The 21,400-nt window shown below is 35.7% G+C and carries 18 protein-coding genes; 8 read left to right on the top strand and 10 right to left on the bottom strand.

The genetic code is table 11. The features are described 5' to 3' along the window. Positions 1-140 precede the first annotated feature (140 nt). Entirely contained in the window at positions 141-1,901 is a 1,761-nt protein-coding gene (locus tag AC6H33_RS05125; RefSeq protein WP_497605883.1) for a GGDEF domain-containing protein, read from the top strand. A 14-nt stretch (positions 1,902-1,915) separates the two neighbouring features. After that, a complete protein-coding gene (locus AC6H33_RS05120) occupies positions 1,916-3,958 on the top strand; it encodes a methyl-accepting chemotaxis protein (protein ID WP_497605882.1) in 2,043 nt (680 codons plus the stop codon). A gap of 28 nt (positions 3,959-3,986) precedes the next feature. On the opposite strand, the gene AC6H33_RS05115 is transcribed toward AC6H33_RS05120, so the two are convergent. The 5 genes from AC6H33_RS05115 to AC6H33_RS05095 form a co-directional block, all read right to left on the bottom strand. After that, positions 3,987-4,289, bottom strand: coding sequence for a DUF167 domain-containing protein (locus AC6H33_RS05115; protein ID WP_497605881.1), 303 nt, complete (start codon positions 4,287-4,289; stop codon positions 3,987-3,989). Next, positions 4,289-4,600 carry a hypothetical protein gene (locus AC6H33_RS05110; RefSeq protein WP_497605880.1) on the bottom strand — a complete coding sequence of 104 codons (312 nt, stop codon included), beginning with the start codon at positions 4,598-4,600 and terminating at the stop codon, positions 4,289-4,291. Before AC6H33_RS05110 ends, AC6H33_RS05115 begins: the two co-directional genes overlap by 1 nt. An 8-nt stretch (positions 4,601-4,608) precedes the next feature. Next, on the bottom strand, positions 4,609-8,169 hold the full coding sequence (gene dnaE, locus AC6H33_RS05105) for a DNA polymerase III subunit alpha (protein WP_497605879.1): 3,561 nt from the start codon (positions 8,167-8,169) through the stop codon (positions 4,609-4,611). A gap of 110 nt (positions 8,170-8,279) precedes the next feature. Next, complete coding sequence (efp, locus tag AC6H33_RS05100; protein ID WP_497605878.1) at positions 8,280-8,846, bottom strand: elongation factor P; 567 nt, start codon at positions 8,844-8,846, stop codon at positions 8,280-8,282. Positions 8,847-9,026: 180 nt separating this feature from the next. Next, on the bottom strand, positions 9,027-9,833 hold the full coding sequence (locus AC6H33_RS05095) for an HDOD domain-containing protein (protein ID WP_497605877.1): 807 nt from the start codon (positions 9,831-9,833) through the stop codon (positions 9,027-9,029). A 185-nt stretch (positions 9,834-10,018) separates the two neighbouring features. On the opposite strand from AC6H33_RS05095, the gene tgt reads away from it, so the two are divergent. Beyond that, on the top strand, positions 10,019-11,137 hold the full coding sequence (gene tgt / locus AC6H33_RS05090) for a tRNA guanosine(34) transglycosylase Tgt (RefSeq protein WP_497605876.1): 1,119 nt from the start codon (positions 10,019-10,021) through the stop codon (positions 11,135-11,137). Positions 11,138-11,154: 17 nt separating this feature from the next. On the opposite strand, the gene AC6H33_RS05085 is transcribed toward tgt, so the two are convergent. Further along, entirely contained in the window at positions 11,155-11,391 is a 237-nt protein-coding gene (locus AC6H33_RS05085; RefSeq protein ID WP_497605875.1) for a DUF465 domain-containing protein, read from the bottom strand. A gap of 39 nt (positions 11,392-11,430) precedes the next feature. Then, positions 11,431-12,630 (bottom strand): metal-dependent hydrolase, encoded by a 1,200-nt coding sequence (locus AC6H33_RS05080; protein WP_497605874.1) that lies wholly within the window; start codon positions 12,628-12,630, stop codon positions 11,431-11,433. A gap of 149 nt (positions 12,631-12,779) precedes the next feature. On the opposite strand from AC6H33_RS05080, the gene AC6H33_RS05075 reads away from it, so the two are divergent. From AC6H33_RS05075 to AC6H33_RS05055, 5 genes are read left to right on the top strand one after another with little or no spacing between them, the layout of a single operon-like run. Continuing rightward, complete coding sequence (locus AC6H33_RS05075; RefSeq protein WP_497605873.1) at positions 12,780-13,061, top strand: c-type cytochrome; 282 nt, start codon at positions 12,780-12,782, stop codon at positions 13,059-13,061. Next, a complete protein-coding gene (gene lpxB, locus AC6H33_RS05070; RefSeq protein WP_497605872.1) occupies positions 13,058-14,104 on the top strand; it encodes a lipid-A-disaccharide synthase in 1,047 nt (348 codons plus the stop codon). The genes AC6H33_RS05075 and lpxB overlap by 4 nt, the downstream gene beginning before the upstream one ends. Before the next feature lie 30 nt (positions 14,105-14,134). After that, positions 14,135-15,226, top strand: a complete 1,092-nt coding sequence (locus AC6H33_RS05065) for a DegT/DnrJ/EryC1/StrS family aminotransferase (RefSeq protein ID WP_497605871.1) — start codon at positions 14,135-14,137, stop codon at positions 15,224-15,226. 3 nt (positions 15,227-15,229) lie between these two features. Then, the gene (locus AC6H33_RS05060; protein WP_497605870.1) at positions 15,230-16,138 is read left to right on the top strand and encodes a Gfo/Idh/MocA family protein; all 909 of its coding nucleotides are present in this window, start codon (positions 15,230-15,232) and stop codon (positions 16,136-16,138) included. Next, on the top strand, positions 16,138-16,890 hold the full coding sequence (locus AC6H33_RS05055; protein WP_497605869.1) for an acyl-ACP--UDP-N-acetylglucosamine O-acyltransferase family protein: 753 nt from the start codon (positions 16,138-16,140) through the stop codon (positions 16,888-16,890). Before AC6H33_RS05060 ends, AC6H33_RS05055 begins: the two co-directional genes overlap by 1 nt. A 46-nt stretch (positions 16,891-16,936) precedes the next feature. Here AC6H33_RS05055 and metE read toward each other — a convergent pair whose 3' ends face one another. The 3 genes from metE to dsbD form a co-directional block, all read right to left on the bottom strand. Beyond that, on the bottom strand, positions 16,937-19,216 hold the full coding sequence (gene metE, locus AC6H33_RS05050; protein WP_497605868.1) for a 5-methyltetrahydropteroyltriglutamate--homocysteine S-methyltransferase: 2,280 nt from the start codon (positions 19,214-19,216) through the stop codon (positions 16,937-16,939). 63 nt (positions 19,217-19,279) lie between these two features. After that, on the bottom strand, positions 19,280-19,471 hold the full coding sequence (locus AC6H33_RS05045; protein WP_497605867.1) for a hypothetical protein: 192 nt from the start codon (positions 19,469-19,471) through the stop codon (positions 19,280-19,282). Between the two features lie 48 nt (positions 19,472-19,519). Next, positions 19,520-21,307 carry a protein-disulfide reductase DsbD gene (gene dsbD / locus AC6H33_RS05040; protein ID WP_497605866.1) on the bottom strand — a complete coding sequence of 596 codons (1,788 nt, stop codon included), beginning with the start codon at positions 21,305-21,307 and terminating at the stop codon, positions 19,520-19,522. Positions 21,308-21,400 lie beyond the last annotated feature (93 nt).

Here is a 21,400-nt window from a genome sequence, read left to right as displayed (position 1 = left end):
ATCATATCTATATTTTCTTTAGCGGATGATTTAGAAAAAGTAATTAGCATGAAATATAAAATCTTTGCAAAAATTAGTAACGCTAAAATATCCAATAATTTTGTAATCTCTTTGAAACAATCTTACTCTAACATTTTGACATGAAAAACAGTTTGCCAAAAAAATGGATACAAAATCTTAAAATCTTAGACTTTGCCTTTCAGCCTATTTTAAATATAAATACTGGGAAGATTTTTGCCGTTGAAGCACTTCTTAGAAATTATAAAGAGGCTGGATTCAACTCTATCTTTGAACTTTTCGATGAAGTTTATAAAGATAATCTTCTTTACTCTTTTGATTTAAAACTCAGAAAAAAAGCATTCAAAAAATATATGATGATAAAAGATTATGAAAATATAAAGCTTTTTTATAATCTGGATAACAGACTTCTTGAAATGCCAAATTACAAACAAGGAAACACAAGCAAAATTCTTGATAGTCACAATATCAATAAAAACAATATATGCTTTGAGATATCAGAGAGATTTGAAGTATCAAGTTCAAACGGAATTCAGGAGTTACTATCTCACTATAAAAATGAAAAATTTTGTATCGCCATAGATGATTTTGGTGTTGGATATTCAGGATACAAACTGCTATATGACATAACTCCAGATGTTATTAAAATAGATAGATTTTTCCTAAATAACATACAAAACGATATGAAAAAAAAGCTTATCACTAGATGTATAACCCACTTAGCAATACAACTTGGCATAAAAGTTATAGCTGAGGGGGTTGAGAGCAAAGAGGAATTTTTCATCTGCAAAGATTTAGGATGCCACTTTGTACAAGGTTATTTCGTACAAGTTCCTACACTTGATACTAATGAAATATGCAAAGAGTACCAACACATAACTAATCTAGTAAAAAATGATAAAAGATTGACAAATCCAGAATGTAATATGGAACAGTTTGTTGACAAGCAATCTCCTCTGACAATGGATATGGATATGAGCACTATAGTTGATTTTTTTCAAAAAAACCCACATACAAGAGCTGTTCCTATCGTAAATTCAAATTATGAGCCCGTTGGTATCTTACAAGAACACTCCATAAAAGAGCTTATCTATTCACCATATGGAAGATCCCTTATGTCCAACTACAGTATAAAAAAATCAAAACTAAGATACCTCATAGAACCTTGCGGTACAACAGAGATAAATTGCAATATCTCAACAATAATAGAACTCTTTTCAAACAATCCAGAGTCCATAGGTATCATACTTACAAAAAATTCTAAATATCATGGATTTTTATCCGCTAGAGCCATCATAACCATTATGAACGAACAAAATCTCATATATGCAAGAGAGCAAAATCCTCTTACAAAACTTCCAGGCAACTCTATGATAGAGAAGTATCTATATGAGGTAAGCACAAATCAAAATTTCTATATCCTTTGCTATTTTGACTTAGATAATTTTAAAGCTTTTAATGATGCCTATGGATTTAGAAATGGAGATAGAGCGCTACAGCTTTTTGCTGATATTCTCAAAAAAAATCTCTCACATGATTTTTTTAAGGCACATATTGGCGGGGATGATTTTTTTATAGCCATTGAGTGTAAAGAGAGTGAGCAAGAAAAATATATCCATAAAATAGACAAACTTATCAAAAAGTTTTGTGATGATGCAAGAGAGTTATACTCAAAAGAGGATAAAGAAAATGGCTTTATATTATCCATGAATAGAGATGGAGATAAAAAAAAGTTCCCTCTTCTTAGCACAAGTGCTTCCGTGCTTCTAGTAAGAGCTTTATCAAAAAAACGTGATACAGCTATGTTAAATGAGATATTTTCTTTTCAAAAAAAAGTTGCAAAACAAGAAAAAAATCATATCTCCATCAGTTCTATTATTTAAAAAAAAGGAAACAAGTGCAAAAATTAAGTATAAAAAGTCAGCTTTTACTACTGATATTCTCATCTTTAATAGTTTTAACAGTTATCACAACTTTCATATCAACAAAAAAAAGTAAAGATGCTCTTGTATCTCAAAGCTATGCAAAACTAACATCGATGAGAGATATAAAAAAATATAATCTTGAAATCTTTTTTAACAGATGTAAAAAGGATATAGAAGTACTTACAAACAGCGAAAATCTGCAAAACTTAGCATGGGATATGCTGAGTGTATATGACGAGCTAGAGATAAAAGAGAGTGATCCTTTTGCAGTAAATGCTCCATCTGCAAAAGAGCAGAGGATTCCACATGAAGAGTATTTTCAAAAATACCTAAAAGAGTATGAGTATAGTGACTTATATGTTATTTTGGCAAAGACAGGGCAAGTTGTATATAGCGCCACAAAAAAATCAGACTACGGAGCAAACCTAAAGTATTCTGAACTCAAAGACAGCCCTTTAGCAAAAGCATGGAGAGAAGCTGTATTGAACAAATCATCAACTTTTATAGATATGCAGTACTATAGTGTTGATGGGAGTGCGGCTATGTTTTTATCTACTCCTATTATGATTAGAGCAGAGCTTCAAGCTGTACTTGTGCTAAAGATAGACAGCAAACAGATAGATTCTATAACAAGCCATAGAGAAGGTTATGGTGCAACACAAGAGGATATTTTAATCGGGCAAGACAAGCTTATGAGAAATAACAGCTTTTTAGACAATAAAAACCACTCTTTGGAAGCATCTTTTGCAAACCCATCAACAGGTATGATAAACTCTCAAGCCTCCATAGATGCACTAAATGGAAATACAGATACAAAGGTAATTACTGACTACAACAACAATCAGGTTTTATCTTCATACTCATTTATAGAGATAGGCAACGGTATACGATGGGCTATAGTTTCTAAAATCAATGAAAATGAAGTCCTAGATGTACCAAACAGTATAGGTTTGACTATCGTTATTTACTCTGTTTTTGTATTAATAACTATTCTTCTAATTGCAATTTTTATGATAAACTCAAATATCATAAAGCCTATTAATACTCTCAAAGCAACTATACTAGAGATTTGTTCTAGCAATAATCTCACGCTTAAGGCTGATGAAAAATCTGCTAAAGAGCTCTCTGATATAGCATCAAATTTTAACAAACTCATAGACAGACTAAGAAAAATAATAGAAACCTCAAAACAATCTTCAAGTGAAAACGCTTCTATCTCTCACGAGCTATCAACTACGGCTATGGGTGTTGGAGAGAGTGTTGAGAGATCTGTAACTATCATAGACGAGGCAACTAAAAAAGCTCAAAACATTAAAGATGAGATTTCTCAAGCGATAAGCGATGCGCAAGAGAGTAAAAAAGAGATACTAAAAGCAAACCAAAATCTTGACATGGCAAGAGATGAGATAGTATCTCTTAGTCAAAAAGTTTCGCAGAGTGCCCAGCTTGAAGTAGAACTCTCAGATAGAATGCAAACACTTTCACATGAAGCAAATCAAGTTAAAAATGTTCTTGAAATCATCTCAGATATAGCAGACCAAACAAACCTTCTAGCTCTAAATGCTGCCATAGAAGCAGCTCGTGCTGGTGAGCATGGGCGTGGTTTTGCTGTTGTTGCCGATGAAGTTCGTAAACTTGCAGAGAGAACTCAAAGAAGCTTAACAGAGATAAATGCAACCATAAATATAATCGTGCAGTCAATTGTTGATGTAAGCGGACAGATGAGCTCAAACTCAGAGGAAGTTCAAGCTTTAGCGCAGAGCGCCTCTGATGTTGAGCAGAAGATAAACAACAGCGTTTGTATCGTTGAAGATGCTGTAAGAGCAAGTGATAAAACTGTAAATGACTTTGAGAAAACTGGTAAAAATGTTGAGTATATCGTATCTCAAGTTACTCAGATAAATGAAATATCTTCAAGAAATGCAAGAAATGTTGAAGAGATCGCAGCAGCAGCTGAGCATCTTAACGCTATGACTGATGAGCTACATGCTAAACTTGAAACATTTAGAACTTAACTAAAGACAAATTAAAATTTGTAAACAGTTACTCATTAATACCATTTGGAAGCTTTTTTGGTGCTTTTATGCGGAGTTGTTTGTGGATACTCTCTCGTCCATAAACTACCTCTATGCTTGAGACACTAACTCCAAACTCTTTTGCTAAAAAGCCTACCATATAGTCCGTTGCTCTTCCACCCTCAGGCTGTGCCCTAACACTTACTTTTAGCTGGTTTGCTCTTACTTTGCCTATAACATCTCTCTTTGCTGATGGGGTTCCCAGTATATTTAAAACCAAAACATCACCATCCCACTCATAAAAAAGATGCTCCAAATCTCGTGATTTCATTAGAAAAAAAGCCAAATAAAAAGCACTATACCAATGAGAAGATTTATATAACTCATCCCATCTTCAAAGAGCATTATTAGCATCTCAAAGTACTGTTTATCTAAAAAACTTTCTGCTACTAAAAGCTCTCTATTTGCATACAGAGTAATATCCGCTCCCCAGATATAGGCAATAATTTCTGGAAGTATAAGAAATAAAACCACACCGCTAATTCCCCAAAAATTACGCTCTGGCTTCATTGAAAGAAGTACTTTTTTTGTGTTTGGATTTACAGCAATCTCTTTTACTTTTGTTTTTATTTTTTCTCTCATCTCTACCCTTATGAAACCAATATATCAATACTTTCATTACCCTCTAATAGACTAATGATTTTACTGTCAACTCTTATACTAGAGTCTATAACTATATTTTGAAGTTTTGAAATTATCGTTATTTTTAGCTCTCTGTTTCCATGGTTTTGTCTGATTAACTGATATAAATCTTCTAAAATCCTCATATTTGTGTCTAGTCTTATAGCAAGATTTATCGGCTCTTGTGGCGGAAGAGGTATTTCTCTAACCTCTTTTTTAGTCTTTTGCGTCTCTTTTTTTGCATCTTTTAGTGTCATGATTTTGCTCACACTTGTTCTTGTAAACATATCTGTGTGAGTTATCTTTACCTTAAAGGCTATTGGCTCATTTAAGTTCATCGCTTGGAGTTCTTCTACTTTATCTGAAAACAGCATAAGCTCTATATTTCCATGAAAGTCCATAAGATTTACTATGCCAAATTGAGCACCTTTTTTAGAGGTTTTTTTAACTATCTCTTCAACTTTACCTATAAAAATAGCATAAGTGCCATCTTTTACATCCTCTACTTCAGATGAAAGCGTGTACTCTAACTCATCTAGCTTATCTCTAAATTCATCAAGTGGATGTCCTGATATATAAAAACCAATTGTCTCTTTTTCAAACTCTAAAATCTCTTTTAGTCCATATTCTGGCGAGTTGCTAAGTTTTAACTCAACACTTGTTATCTCACTATCATCTCCAAAAAGACTTCCTACTGCATTTTTTCTAGCCATTGAAGCATCTTTTGCAGTATCTACAATCTTCTCTATTTGGTCAAGTAGTGCTTTTCTTGAAAACCCAAATCTATCAAAACCACCAGCTTTAATTGTTGACTCTATAAATCTTTTATTAACTTTTGATGGCTCAATTCTGTTTACAAAATCCTCTATTGAGATAAACTCTCCACCCTCTGCTCTTGTCTCAAGTATAGATTGAACTGCTGCTTCACCTACACCTTTTATAGCACCAAGCCCAAATAGAACTATCTCTCTGTCATCTTTTGTGATAGCGGAGAATTCAAGCTGTGAGTCACAAATGTCTGGAGGCGATAACTCTATTCCCATCCTCTTAGTCTCATCTATGTAACGCACAACTTTATCTGTATTATCTTTATCAGACGTTAGAAGTGCCGCCATAAACTCGTTAGGATAGTAAGTTTTTAGCCATGCTGTTTGAAAGGTAACCATCGCATAAGCCGCAGAGTGTGATTTGTTAAAACCGTACCCAGCAAACTTTTCAATCAAATCAAAGAGTTTTGAAGCCTCGGCGTAGTCAAGCCCTTGACTCTGAGCTCCCCTTGCAAACTCATCGTTATAAACGGACATATCCTTTTTCTTACCCATAGAACGGCGGATAATGTCTGAATAACCAAGAGAAAAACCACCAACACTCTGTACTATCTGCATAACCTGTTCTTGATAGACGATGACTCCGTATGTGTTTTTAAGTATGGGCTCCATACTATCAAAAGTGTACTCTATTTTCTCTCTGCCATGCTTTCTCTCGATAAAGCTTTCAAGCATTCCAGATTCCATTGGCCCTGGACGATAGAGCGCTAAAACCGCAATCAAATCCTCAAAATTATCTGGTTTTAGTCGTTTGTTCAAATCTTGCATACCAGAACTCTCTATCTGAAACATTCCAACCGTATTTCCGCCTCTTATAACCTCATAAACCTTTGCATCATTCTCATCTATCTCATGCCAGATTATCTCTTTGTTGTAACGAAACTTTATAAGCTTGATAGCGTTATCGATTACATCAAGAGTTTTAAGACCAAGAAAGTCAAACTTTATCAAGTCTACATCTTCAAGGTAGTTTAGAGAGTACTGAGTTACAAAAACATCCTCGCCTGAAGGCTTATAAATAGGCGTTTTTTTCCATAACTCTTCGTTTGATATAACTACTCCAGCGGCATGAATACCAGAATTTCTCTTTAATCCTTCAAGTTTTTTTGCAAATTCCCAAACTCTTGCAGCGTTTGCGTCACTATCTATTAGCTCTTTTAATTTTGGCTCTTTTTGAAAAGCTCCAGCTATAAACTCTCCATTTTTTGTTCTTCCATTTAGGGTGATTCCAAGCTCATCAGGAACAAGTTTTGCCATTTTGTCAGCTTGAGAGAGTGGCATATCCAAAACTCTAGCAACATCACGGATTACTCCTTTTGCCAAAAGTGAACCAAAAGTGATAATTTGCGCTACTTGATTTCGTCCATATTTCTCTACTACATAGTCTATCACTTCACCACGACGAGCCTGCATAAAGTCCATATCGATATCGGGCATACTTACACGCTCAGGATTTAAAAATCTCTCAAAAAGCAAATCATACTTCATCGGGTCGATGTCGGTAATCTCAAGCGAATAAGCAACCAAGCTCCCCGCCGCACTTCCTCGCCCTGGACCAACCGCTATACCCTTCTCTTTGGCAACTTTAACAAAATCCCAAACGATTAACATATATCCTGGAAACTTCATAGAGTTTATGACATTCATCTCAAAGTCAAGTCTATCTCTGTACTCTTGATGTTTCTCCTCGGCTACATGCGCTAAACGATTCTCAAGCCCTATTTTGCAACGATAAACAAAATACTGGGCATCTATCTCATTTTTATCACTGCTATTTATCTCTAAGCCATCATTTCGTGCATACTCTGCTGAAAATTTAAAGTTTGGAGGGATTGGGTCTCCTAGTTTTAGCTCTAAGTTGCACTTCTCAACTATCTCTTGTGTATGTTCAATGGCTTCAGGAATATCTGCAAAAAGCATCGCCATCTGTGCTGGGCTCTTTAGATAAAACTCATGAACAGAGTGACGCATACGATTTGGGTCGTCGTAGAGTTTATTCATCCCTATACACATAAAAGCTTCATGATACTGAGCATCTTCTGCAAATGTATAGTGTGTATCATTTGTAGCTACTACTTTTATATCTAACTCTTTAGATAGTTTTAAAACCTGCTCATCAATAAAGAGCTGATCTCCTATGCCATGACGCATAAGTTCAAGGTAAAAATCATCCCCAAATATATCTTTATACTCCAGAGCAACGGCTTTTGCGCCATCATATCCAAGTGCGCCATTTTTTACATTTCTATCATTTGATAGATTTAGATGCCAATTTACCTCGCCTTGAAGACATGCAGAGGTGCATATAAGCCCTTCACTATGAGCTCTTAGCTCATTTTTATTTATACGTGGAAAGTAGTAAAAGCCGTCTATAAATGCTTTTGAAGAGAGATACATAAGGTTTTCATAACCTTTTTGATTTTTTGCAAAAAGGCAGATATGAAAGCGTTGTTTTGAGCTTTTATCATCCATAGTTTCGCCATTATGGATATAACCTTCCATCCCGATAATAGGCTTTATCCCAGCGGCTCGCATCTGCTGATAAAAATCAATCGCTCCAAACATATTGCCATGATCGGTCATAGCAACACTACTCATGCCGAGCTCTTTTACCTGCTTTACCAAATTGGTTAGTTTATTTGCACCATCAAGAAGTGAGTATTCCGTGTGAAGATGAAGATGGGTAAAGGGCTGAGCGCTCATTTTATAACCTTTTGTACTTATTGTTTAAAGCTTAGGATTATAGTAAAAATGAGTTTAAGAGGAAGTTACGAGATAGATATAAACACGAGCAAAGTCGTGTTTATTGGGTTTTATTTTACTTTTTCTAGATATTCACAATCAACAGTATTTACTTTAATTGTGTCGCCCTCAAGAACGTGATAAGGCACTTGAACAACAGCGCCAGTCTCAAGAGTTGCAGGTTTTTTACTTCCACTTGATGTGTCACCCTTGAAGTTTGGAGGAGTGTCAGTAATTACTAGTTCCATAACCTCAGGAGCACTTACAGAGATAGCGTTTCCTTTGTAAAAAATCATATCAACTTGGATACCATCTTTAAACCACTTTGAAGCGTCATCACACTGCTCGTAGCTAAGACCTATCTGCTCATAACTATCATTATCCATAAACTGATACTGCTCGCCATCATCATAAAGATACTGCATAGTTTTAAAAGTTATCTCAGGAACTTCAAATTTATCTCCAGCATGAACAGTCTTTTCAACAACTTTGCCATTTAAAAAGCTCTTAACTTTCATACGAACAAATGCAGCACCTTTACCAGGTTTTACATGTTGAAACTCTACCACTTTATATGGTACTTCGCCTATTATAAGACGAATATTTTTTTTGATATCACTCATTCCGATAGTTGCCATAAATTCACCTTGCAAATTTTTTTGCGATTTTACCCTAAAAGGACTTAAACTTATTTTGTTATTGCTTCCTCATTTTCAAGCGTTTGCTCGAAAAGAGGTTTTATACAGTGTAGAGGTAAGTCATGAAAGCAGATGTGAAACTTTGTAGAGAGAAATTTCTAACGTCCCAAAATTTACAGGTTAAGAGTTTAAAACTTTCTCTAGTGCTTTTTCATAACTCTCTAAATTTAGATTGAACTCTTCTATGGTTGCTTTTGCTATTGCTATTGATTCTTTTGTTATCTCTCCATTTGGAAGAACTGTTTCTCTAATAGCCTTTAGCTGTGCTGCCATTTCTCTATCTTCATCCATCGTTCCTTCTGGGTCATCGCTATATCTTATAACGTGGATGATTTCTGGGTCTAATTTCCAGTTATTAAAAAGAGTTGCTGTTACATCTGTTGTTTGCATACCACAAGCACTCTTTTCTGCACGAGCTATATCTTCTGCACTGCCCAATGACTCTTTTACTATATCTGCTCTGCCATCTTCTATGATTGTTTTACTGATTATCACACGACCTATATCAACTAAAAATGCGGCTGGTGCAAGGATTCCTAAACGTTTTGCTTGAGTACGAATAAGCCAATTTATCATAAGTGCCAATTGTCTCTCACAAGCATATGCAAACTGCTCTTTTGTCATACTATAAGGAGACAAATCAATCTTAAAAGAAGCATTAACTGCGCTATTTAAAACAAATGCTCTAATCGCATCTTTGCCAAGTAGTGAGACTGCTTGTTTTACGCTATTTACAGTTCTAGATATGCCGTACATAGGTGAATTTGCAATCCTAAGTATATCTGCTGTTAGAATCGGGTCTTTTTCGATAGCCTTTTGCATATCTTCAAACGTGCTGTTTTCATCTCTATATATTCTCTCAACATCCTGTACTGATTCTGGGAGTGGTGGGATTGCATCAATATTTTTAATCAATGTTTTAGTCATCTGCTTTGCCTTCTTTTATTTGATTGTATCATTCTAGTACCATTTCTTTATATTGGTTGAAAAAATACAGATAAATAAATAACTTTAATTAAAGCTGTATATTCCAGTAATAACCTGCACAAAAAGCGAGAAATTTCAGTTAATGTTATAATGTCAAAAAATTATATGCTTTAGGAATATTATTTATGGAATTTACTTTAGAAGCCACTTCAAAAAATGCTCGTGCATGTACCATTAAAACAGCCCATTCAACTATAAAAACTCCTGTTTTTATGCCTGTTGGAACTCTTGGGAGTGTCAAGGCTCTTGATATGGAGGATGTTTTAGAACTTCTTGGTGCAGAGATAATTTTGGCAAATACTTACCACATGTATCTACGCCCAGGGGATGAGACTGTTGCTAAGATGGGAAAACTTCACGGCTTTACAACTTACCCAAAGAGTTTTTTAACAGACAGTGGCGGTTTTCAGGCGTTTAGCCTAAGCGACATCTCTAAAGCTTCACAAAACGGTATAGAGTTTAGAAGCCACATAGACGGAAGCAAACACTTCTTTACGCCGAAAAAGGTTATCGACATCCAACACAATCTTGGTTCTGACATCATGATGATTTTAGATGATCTTGTCGCTCTTCCAGCTACTCAAGAACGCATAGCATTAAGCATTGAGAGAACGACTGCATGGGCAAAAGAGAGTATAGATTACTTTAGAGCAAAACAAAAAGAGGGTGTCGGTGTAGAGCAAAATATCTTTGCCATTATCCAAGGCGGAACAGACAAAGCCTTTAGAACAAAGAGTGCAACTGAGCTTTGCGCTCTTGATTTTGATGGTTTTGCTATTGGCGGACTTAGTGTTGGCGAGTTAAACAACGAGATGTACGATACAGTCGAGCATACAACAAAATACATGCCAACAGATAAACCTCGTTACTTGATGGGTGTTGGAACGCCTGAGGATTTGATAGAAAATATAGAGCGCGGTATAGATATGTTTGACTGCGTTATGCCAACAAGAAATGCAAGAAACGGAACACTTTTTACCTCATTTGGAAGATTAAACATAAAAGGCGCGACATTTAAAGAGGATAATACTCCAGTAGATAGCGAGTGTGAATGTTTAACATGCAAAAGGTACTCAAGAGCTTACCTCAACCATCTTTTCCGTGCTCGTGAGATAGCATACTTCAGACTTGCGACTATTCATAATTTACACTATTATCTTAATCTTATGAGAGAAGCTAGAGAAGCAATTTTAAATGATTGTTACGGAGAATTTAAAGCGGAATTTTATAGAAAAAGAGCCTAATCCATCATATTGATGGATTAAAGACTATGCTCTTTTTTGTATGTCATAAGGATAGAATACGCCTCATCTTTAAGCAATAACTTCTCTTTTTTAAGAGTTTCTAGTTCCATATCAGTAAGTATGATTTCACTTTTTTCAGCTTTTAATATCTTATCGTCTAGCTCATTGTGCTTGTTGAAGATTCTTAAAAAGTGAGCATTTTCGCTTCCTGTTTCTTTCATATGAGTTATGATATCACGGTATTCATGTAGCATTTTATTGTCTCCTTGTAATTTTTTTGGAATATTATCATATTAGAAGTTAAAAACCTCTCTAATCTCGCCATAAAGTTCCTCACCGCTATAAAGGGACAACTTCTCATCCATAGTAACTTTTTTACTTGGATCAAAAAGCATAAAAGAGGCTCTCTCTCCTACTTTTATCTCTCCGCCATCTTTTCCAATGGCTTTTAGAGGATTTCTAACACACAGCTCTAAGAGCCTGTTCATAGGTATCATCTCGCTCTTTACAAGTTTTGTATAGTATAGACTCATAGCATGTGAGAGTCCCTCACAACCATAAGCAGCATCGTAAAACGCCACCTCTTTGCTTATCGGAGAGCTTGGTTGATGAAGCGTTGTCAGTATGTCTATTTGAGAGTTTTTAAGCGCTTCTTGAAGAAGATTCATATCTTTTTTTGAAGCTAGTGGCGGATTTAGTTTTGCTGTTGTATTAAAATTTTTACAAGCCTCATCAGAGTTTAATATATGATGAATAGATACTTCACACGTAACCTTTACACCCTCCGATTTTGCTTTACTAATAAGATATATAGAGCGTGGAGAAGCTATCGCTTTAAAAAGTATCTTTATATCAAAGTGTCTTGCAATCTCAATCATACGAGAGACATGCAGTACTTCGCTCAAATCAGGAATCCCAGCAAGACCTAGTTTAGAACTGACATCGCCATCAAGCATAACACCACTTGAGATTAGTGAATTATCCTCTGCTTTACAAAAGATAGTTACTCCATACATTTGGGCATACTGCGCTATCTTTATGGCTACATCATTTTTTGCGATTGTACTCATATAAGGTGCAACTGCTCCACGTTTTAACAAAATTGCGATGTTGCTAAGCGTTGCGTCTTCTTTAAGCGTGTTTATCATCAAATCAACTTTTGCGCCATGGAGCTCATGAAGTCCGTTTTGAGCAAACTCTAAGACTATCTCGTTGTCAATCGCAGGAGTAGAATCTGGACTAAGCACTATATGCCCTATTCCAGCCTTTAGCGCCTCATTTGAAACTGCTTTTATATTTTTAGCATTTAGGTTAGAATCTGATGTTTTTATATTTAAATCTACTAGCAGTGGTATAAGATACAACCCTTTTGCGTCAACTTCTTCTTTACCCTTTATATCTAAACCAATCTCAGCAAAGAGCCCATTTTCAACTCTTACATCACAAACTCTCTCGCCATTAACGTCACATACAATCGCGTTCTTAAAAATCATAAACACTGCCCTCTTTAAAAAAATGGATTTGGTATAATGCTAAAATTATAAACAACAAAGGCTTAGAATTGCGTTTTTTATTTTTCCTATTGTTTCTTATTTCATTTGCAAAATCCTCATCGCCATATGAATTAGGAAAAAACGTATATATGAAAAATGGGTGTTTTAGCTGTCATGGAAGAGATTTAGAGGGGATGCATAACTATCCATATCTTGCAAATCGTGCAAAAGGTTATATGTCCTATAAACTAAAGAGATTTCGCTCTAAGATTTCTGAAAACCAGCAACAAGACATGATGATACCCTTTGCTCTTAATTTGAGCGACGACGATATAGAAAACTTATCAATTTTTATGTACAACTATGTAAAAGAAGATAGTAAAAAAAAGTATGATGATAATTTTTATAGAGAGGGAGATGGAGGTTCATGAAGATTTTGGTAAGTGCGCTAGAGCACTCTGCAAATATACATCTAAAATCTTTAAAAAAAGAGTTAAGCGAGACGACAGAATTTATCGGTATTTTTGATAGAGATTTGGGAAATAGCATAGTTGATTTAAGAGCTCTCTCTATCATGGGTTTTATTGATGCTATAAAGAAACTCTTTTTTTTTATAAAACTAAACAATGAGATGCTTGAATTAGCTAAAGATGTTGATAAAGTTTTACTCATAGACTCCTCTGGATTCAACCTTCCACTTGCCAAAAAAATCAAAAAAAAATATCCAACTAAAGAGATTATCTATTACATTTTGCCTCAAGCATGGGCTTGGAAAAAAAAGCGTATCCCAATACTTGAAAAAACGATAGACCATCTTGCTTCCATCTTGCCATTTGAAAAAGACTACTACTCTAAAACTGCGCCAATTACTTATGTTGGACATCCGCTACTTGATCAGATATCTGAGTTCAAAGAGACTCTAAGAGAAGAAGTAAAAAAAGTAGTCTTTATGCCAGGGAGCAGAAAGGGCGAGATAAAAAAGCTTCTTCCAATCTTTATAGAGCTTCAAAAAGAGCTTGATGCAGAGTCAATTATCATCATTCCAAAACACTTTTCTAAAGAAGATATAAAAGAAGTTTATGGTAATCTTGCGGGTTTTAAAATAGCTTACAATACGCATGAGACGCTTCTTGAAGCGGATTTTGCTTTTATATGTAGCGGGACGGCAACACTAGAGGCTTCACTAATCGGAACGCCTTTTATTTTGACATATATTGCTAAGGGGTTTGACTACTTTATAGCAAGTAGACTTGTCAAGCTAGAGTATATCGGTCTTGCAAATATAATGTTCTCAAAGTTTAAAGGCGTGGTGCTTCACCCCGAATTTATACAAGAGGATGTCACAAAAGAAAATCTATTAAAGTCGTACCATGAGTATGACAGAGAGAAGTTTTTGAGTGACTCAAAAGCGCTTAGAGGCTATTTGAAACACGGCAGTTCAAAAACAGTTGCGAAAATCGTCGAAAAATCTTAAATAGATTTAATTATTAGGATAAAAAACTAAATGAAAATAAACTTTATAGACCTACAAGCACAATACAAAAAATATGAGACAGAGATAAACAGTGAAGTTATGGAAGTCTTTAATTCAGCGCAGTTTATCGGCGGAGAGAAATTAAACACGTTAGAGAAAAATCTAGCAGCTTATACTGGTGCAAATCATGCGATTGGATGTAGCAGTGGAACAGACGCTCTTCTTTTAGCTCTTATGGCTCTTGATATTGGCGAAGGTGATGAGATTATCACAACTCCATTTACTTTTATCGCAACTGCTGAGGTTATCGCTCTTTTAGGCGCTAAGAGTGTTTTTGTTGATATTGACGAAGAGAGCTACAACATAGACCCAACTAAGATTGAAGCGGTTATCACTGAGAGAACAAAAGCGATTATCCCTGTTTCACTCTATGGTCAATGCGCAGATATGGACAAAATCAACGAGATAGCAAAAAGACATAACCTTGTAGTTATAGAAGATGCTTGTCAAAGTTTTGGTGCATCTTATAATGGTAAAAAATCATGTAACCTCTCAACTATCGCATGTACAAGCTTTTTCCCATCTAAGCCTCTTGGTGCTTATGGTGATGGCGGGGCTATCTTTACAAGTGATGATGAGTTAGCATCAAAGATGAGAATGCTATTAAATCATGGGCAAAATGAGAGATACAAACATAAATATATCGGAATTAACGGCCGTCTTGATGCAGTTCAAGCAGCGATATTAAATGTAAAACTAAAACATTTTGAAGAAGAAGCAAGATTAAGAGATGAGATAGGTAGCAGATATAGTGATCTGCTTGAAGACGCAGACGTTGTAACTCCAAAAATTGCTGATGGAAACGTAAGCGTATATGCTCAATACTCAATCAGAGTAAAAGATAGAGAAGCAATGGTAGCAAAACTATCTGCTCTTGGTGTTCCAACTGCTGTTCACTACCCTGTACCTCTTCACTTACAAGAAGCTTTTAAATATCTAGGTTATGGCGATGGGGATTTTCCTCTTAGTGAATTAATCTCTACACAAATTATGTCACTTCCAATGAGCGCGTTTTTAAGTGAAGCAGAGCAAGATTTTGTTGTTGCTGCCATTAAAGGTTAATTATTGAAAAAAATTGCGATTCTCGGACTTGGTGTAATGGGGAAAAACCATTACAACACGCTAAAGCAGATACCATCTGCTAAAGTAGTTGCTCTTTGTGATGTTGTTAAAAATGGCGAGTTTGAAGAGCCGTTTTACTATGATTTGGATTTGATGCTAGATGAGATAAAACCTGATGCTCTCATCATTGTAACGCCTACATTTCTACATAAAGAAGCAGCTCTAAAGTGTGCTTTGCGTGGCATTGATATTTTTATAGAAAAACCAGCAGCATCAAGTGTTGAAGATGCAAAAGAGATACTAAAAGCGATACAAGAGAGCAACATTAAGAGCTGTGTAGGGCATATTGAGAGATATAATCCTGTTGTAAAATCTCTCATAAATGAGATAAAAGAGCATGAGATTTTATCTATCTCTATTGTTAGAAGTGGCTCTTTTCCAGAACGCATTGCAGATGTTGGAATTTTGACGGATTTATCTGTTCATGATAGCGATTTGATTAGATTTATCACTAAAAAAAATATTATAAAAAGTGCTGTTTTCAAATCTCAAAAAATTCATAAAACTCATGAGGACAACGCTATCTTAGCGTTTGAACTTGAGGGAAATATCATCGGGGATATCGCAACAAACTGGCTCACACCATATAGAAAAAGAGCTATAAGCGTGGCTTGTAGAGTTGATGAACATAGTAAAATCAAGTTTTTTGAAGCTGACTTACTATCTCAAACACTCACTGAACGTATAAATATAAATCCATCTTCACATATTACAAAAAACTGTTTTGTAAGCAGAAGCAATGCTCTAAGCGATGAGCTTGAAGCATTTATAAACTACTTAGAGAGTGGAGACAGAGGCTCTTTGGCTTCTATCGAAGATAGCATAATTACATTAGAAATTGCGAGTAAATAATGTCACAAAACAAAAATAGTATCCACTCAAGCGTAATCATAGAAGATGGTGCTAAAATCGCTTCGAATGTAATCATAGGTCCATTTTGCAATATCGGCAAAGATGTTGTGCTAAAAGATGGCGTAATACTACAATCAAATATTATCCTAAAGGGTAAGCTTGAAGTTGATGAGGACGTAAGAATCTTTAGTTTTTCTACTATTGGAAATGAGAACTCAGATATAAAGATAGGTGAAAAAACGCATATCAGAGAGTTTACTCAAATCGGTTCTCAAGAGAGTGAAGATGGAAGCAATAAAAAGATAGTTATAGGTGCTAACAACTTTTTAATGGGGTATGTTCAAATATTTAGCGGAGTAGAGCTTGGTGACTTTTGTATCGTAACAAATGCGGTAAGACTTTATGAAAATGTTAGATGTCAAGAGAGAGTTATTCTTGGCGGATTTAGCGTGATAGAAGCAAACAACACGATAGGGACAGGAGTTATGATCGGCGGTGCATCTGTTGTAGATAGCGATATCCCACCATTTATGCTAGTAGAGGGCAATAAAGCTACTATCAAAGGCTTAAATGCGATAGGTCTTAGACGCAGACTTGAAAACAGAGGCGATATAGAAGATATTAAAGCCGTGTTTAAAAAGATACTCGGCGATGGAGCAGATAAAATCCTAGCTCAAGAGATAGCAGACACCAACCCTAATGAGTTTATCAAAAAACTAGCCTCTTTTGTGGCTTCTAGCAACATAAAATAGACAAACCCTCTTTGCTTTTTTTTGCAAAGAGAGTCTTCTACAAAAGCTAAACGTTTAGCTTTGCTCTTACGATTTTCACCGCTTTAACCATATTTTTTAAACTTGGTTTTACCTCTTCCCATTTTCTTGTTTTTAATCCACAATCTGGATTTATCCAAAGTTGTTCTTTTGGCAAAACCTCAAGCAGAAGTTCTATCTGCTTTACAATCTCCTCAACACTCGGGATTCTTGGGCTGTGTATATCATAAACACCAGGCCCTACCTCTTTTGTATATCCTACTTTTTTAAATATTTTTAGTAGTTCATTGCCACTTCTTGCAGTCTCTATGGAGATAACATCTGCATCCATATCTTCTATGGTATTTATAATGTCATTAAACTCGCTATAACACATATGAGTGTGGATTTGTGTCTCTTTTTTTGCACTACTAACAGCGATTTTAAAATCTCTAGTCGCCCACGCTTCATATATTTTTATCTTCGCTCTTCTTAGCGGATACCCCTCTTTAAATGCCGCTTCATCAACCTGTATGATTTTTATACCTGCTCTTTGCAAATCATCTATCTCATCACTAAGAGCAACAGCTATCTGCTTTGAAACTTCTCCTCTTGGCATATCATCACGCACAAACGACCAGTTTAGGATGGTTACGGGACCCGTTAGCATCCCTTTCATAATCTTGTTTGTTTTACTTTGTGCGTAAGCTATCCAATCAATCGTCATAGGGCGAGGTCTGCTTATATCTCCATAGATAAATGGCGGTTTTACACATCTGCTTCCATAGCTCTGTACCCACCCATTTTGGCTAAATCCATATCCATTTAGCTGTTCACCAAAATACTCAACCATATCGTTTCTCTCTGGCTCACCATGAACTAAAACTTCTAGTCCGCACTCTTCTTGAAATAGCACACACTCATCTATATACTTTTTTATCTCACTCTCATACTCATCACTTGAGATAAGAGCGGCTTTAAAGTCACTTCTAGCACGTCTTAACTCTGGAGTTTGAGGGAATGAGCCGATGGTTGTTGTTACTAAATCCTCGTATCTAAAAATCTCTCTTTGGAGTTTTAATCTCTCTTTTGCATCTCCATCTCTTTGAAGTTTTGAATGACTATTTACTCTCTCTTGTACAGCTTTATTATGGATGAGAGTCGAATTTCTTCTCTTTATATTTGCATCTCTATTGTTTACGAGTGAGCTTTTTTGAGCCTCATCCAAACTAAACTCTCCTTCAAAAAAGATTTTTGATATAAGCGATATTTCAGAGAGTTTTTCAAGCGCAAAACTTAGCCACTCTTTTATCTCACCACTCATCTTCTCCTCATACTTTATAGTAAAAGGTATATGAAGAAGTGAACAAGATGAGGAGATTAAAATTCTATCTTTACTCACAAAATTTGAGATATCTCTCAATAGCTCAAGACTTTTTTCTATATCACATCTCCATATATTTCTGCCATCAACTACCCCTGCGATAAGCTCTTTGCCACTCATAGCTATGATATCAAGTGATTTTAAATTTTCTTCTCCATATAAAAAATCAAGCCCTATTGCCCAGATTGGTGTATGAACTAAAACTTTTGTTGCTTCGTTTGAGTGCTCAAAATATGTAACAACAGCAATTTTTATGTTTGGCGAAACTGCGCAAAGTCTATCGTAAGTCGGTTTTATCAAACTCAAGACTTTGATATCTAACTCTTTTACAAAAATTGGCTCGTCAATCTGCACAGTGATTCTCTCATCGAGTCTGCTTATAACTTTTAAGAGCTCTTCATAAATCGGCAATATTTTGCCCCAAAGCTCATAAACATCGCCACCGTCTGCTCTTTTACTAAGCCCTAGATAAGTTATAGGTCCGATTATATTTATCTTTGTTTTTATGCCAAGAGTTTTTGCTTCATTGTACTCATCTACTATTTTTGAAGCGTTAAGCAGATACTCATCATCCAAACTTAACTCTGGAACTATGTAGTGGTAGTTTGTATTAAACCACTTTGTCATCTCCATAGCTACGCTTGAAGCATTGCCTCTTGCCATTGCAAAGTAGAGCTCCTCGCCCACAAGATTGGCAAATCTCTTTGGAATTGCACCTAGCATTACCGAGGTGTCTAACATATTGTCATAGAGTGAAAAATCGTTAGAGCTTATAAACTCTGCTCCTGCATCTCTTTGATACTCCCAATGTCTTTTTTTTAACTCAGAAGCTACTTTTGTAACCATTTCAAATGAGCATTTTTTTGCCCAAAACTCTTCTAAAACTCTCTTTAACTCTCTTTGCTCCCCTATACGTGGGAAACCAACTATGTAATTTTTTGACATTAAAACATCCTTGTGTCATTATTTTTTTCTATTTTTTTGTAATGATTTTGTAAAAAAAGGATATTAGAGAGGAGGATGTACGCCTGTGCGTCTAAACGCAAAGTAAGTTGTATAGTATGGACAACGAGGAATAAAATGATTTATCAAAAGAGAAGTTCTTGTCTTTAGAGCAAAAAATATATTGCAATAACAAGGCTTAGAGAGCAAAGAGAGCTTTAATAGTTTAAAATCACAAATATTTTCGACTCTCTTCATATCTCCCCCTTTTATAAATTTTTTGGTAATTCTAGCACATATTTTATGTTATATGCTCTTTAAATGCTCTACAAACTTATCAGCTTCTATAAAGCCAACGACTGTTTTTGAGCTTATTACGTTTGACTCTTTGTCAAAAAAGATGATTACAGGTGGACCAAAAACTCCATATTTTTTACTTAGATCTTTTTGCTCTTGAGTGTTTTGCGTAACATCTGCTCTTACGAGCACAAACTCACTCATCTTTGCTTTTACTGCTTCATCTGAGAATGTTTGTTTATCTAGCTCTTTACATACGGCACACCACTCTGCACTAAAATCCAAAATAATTTTCTTCCCCTTATTTGCTTCTAAAACCTTATCAAGCTCTGAAATAGAAGTTACCTTTTTAAATTCTAAATGTGCAGATTTAACACTTTGGCTACTCGTGCCAGAAGATGACTTTAAAAATCCAAGCGGTTTTATCATGTTGTATGAACCTGCCATCAAGCCAACAAAAAGAGATACAGAGTAGATAAAAACAAGGATAGAGATAGTTCTTCTAAATAGATGTGCATCTTTATCAAACGCTCCAAAATAGGTAGCAAATCCGACTCCAAGCATTACACTAAGAAGCACGATTACGCTCTCATCTACAACACGCTCAAGCATCCAGATAGCAACACCTAGCATCATAACCCCAAATACAGCGCTAACCATAGTCATCCATGCGCCAGGGCGAGGCATAAACTTACCAGCACTCACACCAACCAAGATAAGAGGAATCCCCATCCCTATACTCATAGCAAAAAGAGCCGCACCGCCAAGTAGCGCATCTCCTGTCTGCCCGATATAAACCAGCGCACCAGCAAGAGGAGCAGCAACACAAGGTCCAACAATCAGGGCAGATAAAAAGCCCATAATAGCAACTCCTGCATATCCATTGCGGTTTGTATGGTGATTTGAGCTTATCTTTGCAACAAAAGAGTCTGGAAGTTTTAATTCATAAAAGCCAAACATACTAAGTGCAAGTGCTACAAAAATTGCAGAAAATGAGTATATTGCCCATGGAGCCTGAAGCGTTGCTTGAAGATTTGAGCCAAAGAGACCTGCTAAAACTCCAGCTATCGTATATGCCACTGCCATAGCTAAGACATAAACCAAAGAGAGCATAAAGGCTTTTTTAGTAGTAATCCCCTCCCCTTGAGAGATGATGATGCCAGAGATGATAGGAATCATAGGAAATGTGCATGGAGTAAGTGCCAAGAGAAGACCAAAGCCTAAAAATGTCACTAAGATAAGAGCTATACTGCCCTCTTTTATGGTATCTGCAATTGAGTCGCTCTCTGATAGCTCTTTTGTCTCCGTCTTGGCTTCTATCTTTAGTTCTGCTTTTGTCTCTACTTTTGGCAAACTCTCTTTATCTGATGCTACTTCAAGATTTGAACTGTCTATCTCAAATGTATAAGATTTTGTATCTGGCTCATAACAAAGCCCCTGCTCTGAGCACCCTTGAAATGAGAAATTTAACGTGATATTTTTAACGCCATCTACACCTGCATCCTTATCAAGAGATATTAAAAAAGTAGGAGATTCAAGATAGACCTTATCTTCATGATGCTCTACACTCTTAGGAGAGACTATATCTTTAATCTTTATGCCCTTTGCATCTTTTAGCTCAAACTTAACCGACTCTTCATAAACATATATATCTTTACCAAGCCCAATTGTAGCCTCTAACTGCATCTTCTCATTTAACTTAACCGATGGCATAAATGCCTCATCAGGCATCAAAAATTTTGGTTGTGCAGCAAGTAAAAAGAGGGATGAAAGTAGAAATAAAATGATTTTTTTCATGAATTAATTGTCCAGATTTATAAAATGTGAGTAAATTATAACATTTTAAGTGTAAACTTTATGAAAACTCTAAATACTTATCGTAAAACTTAG

It is taken from the genome of Sulfurimonas limnophila, from assembly GCF_059705345.1.
The sequence above is the reverse complement of the archived record's forward strand: the minus strand, read 5'-3'. Positions and strand labels throughout refer to the sequence as shown.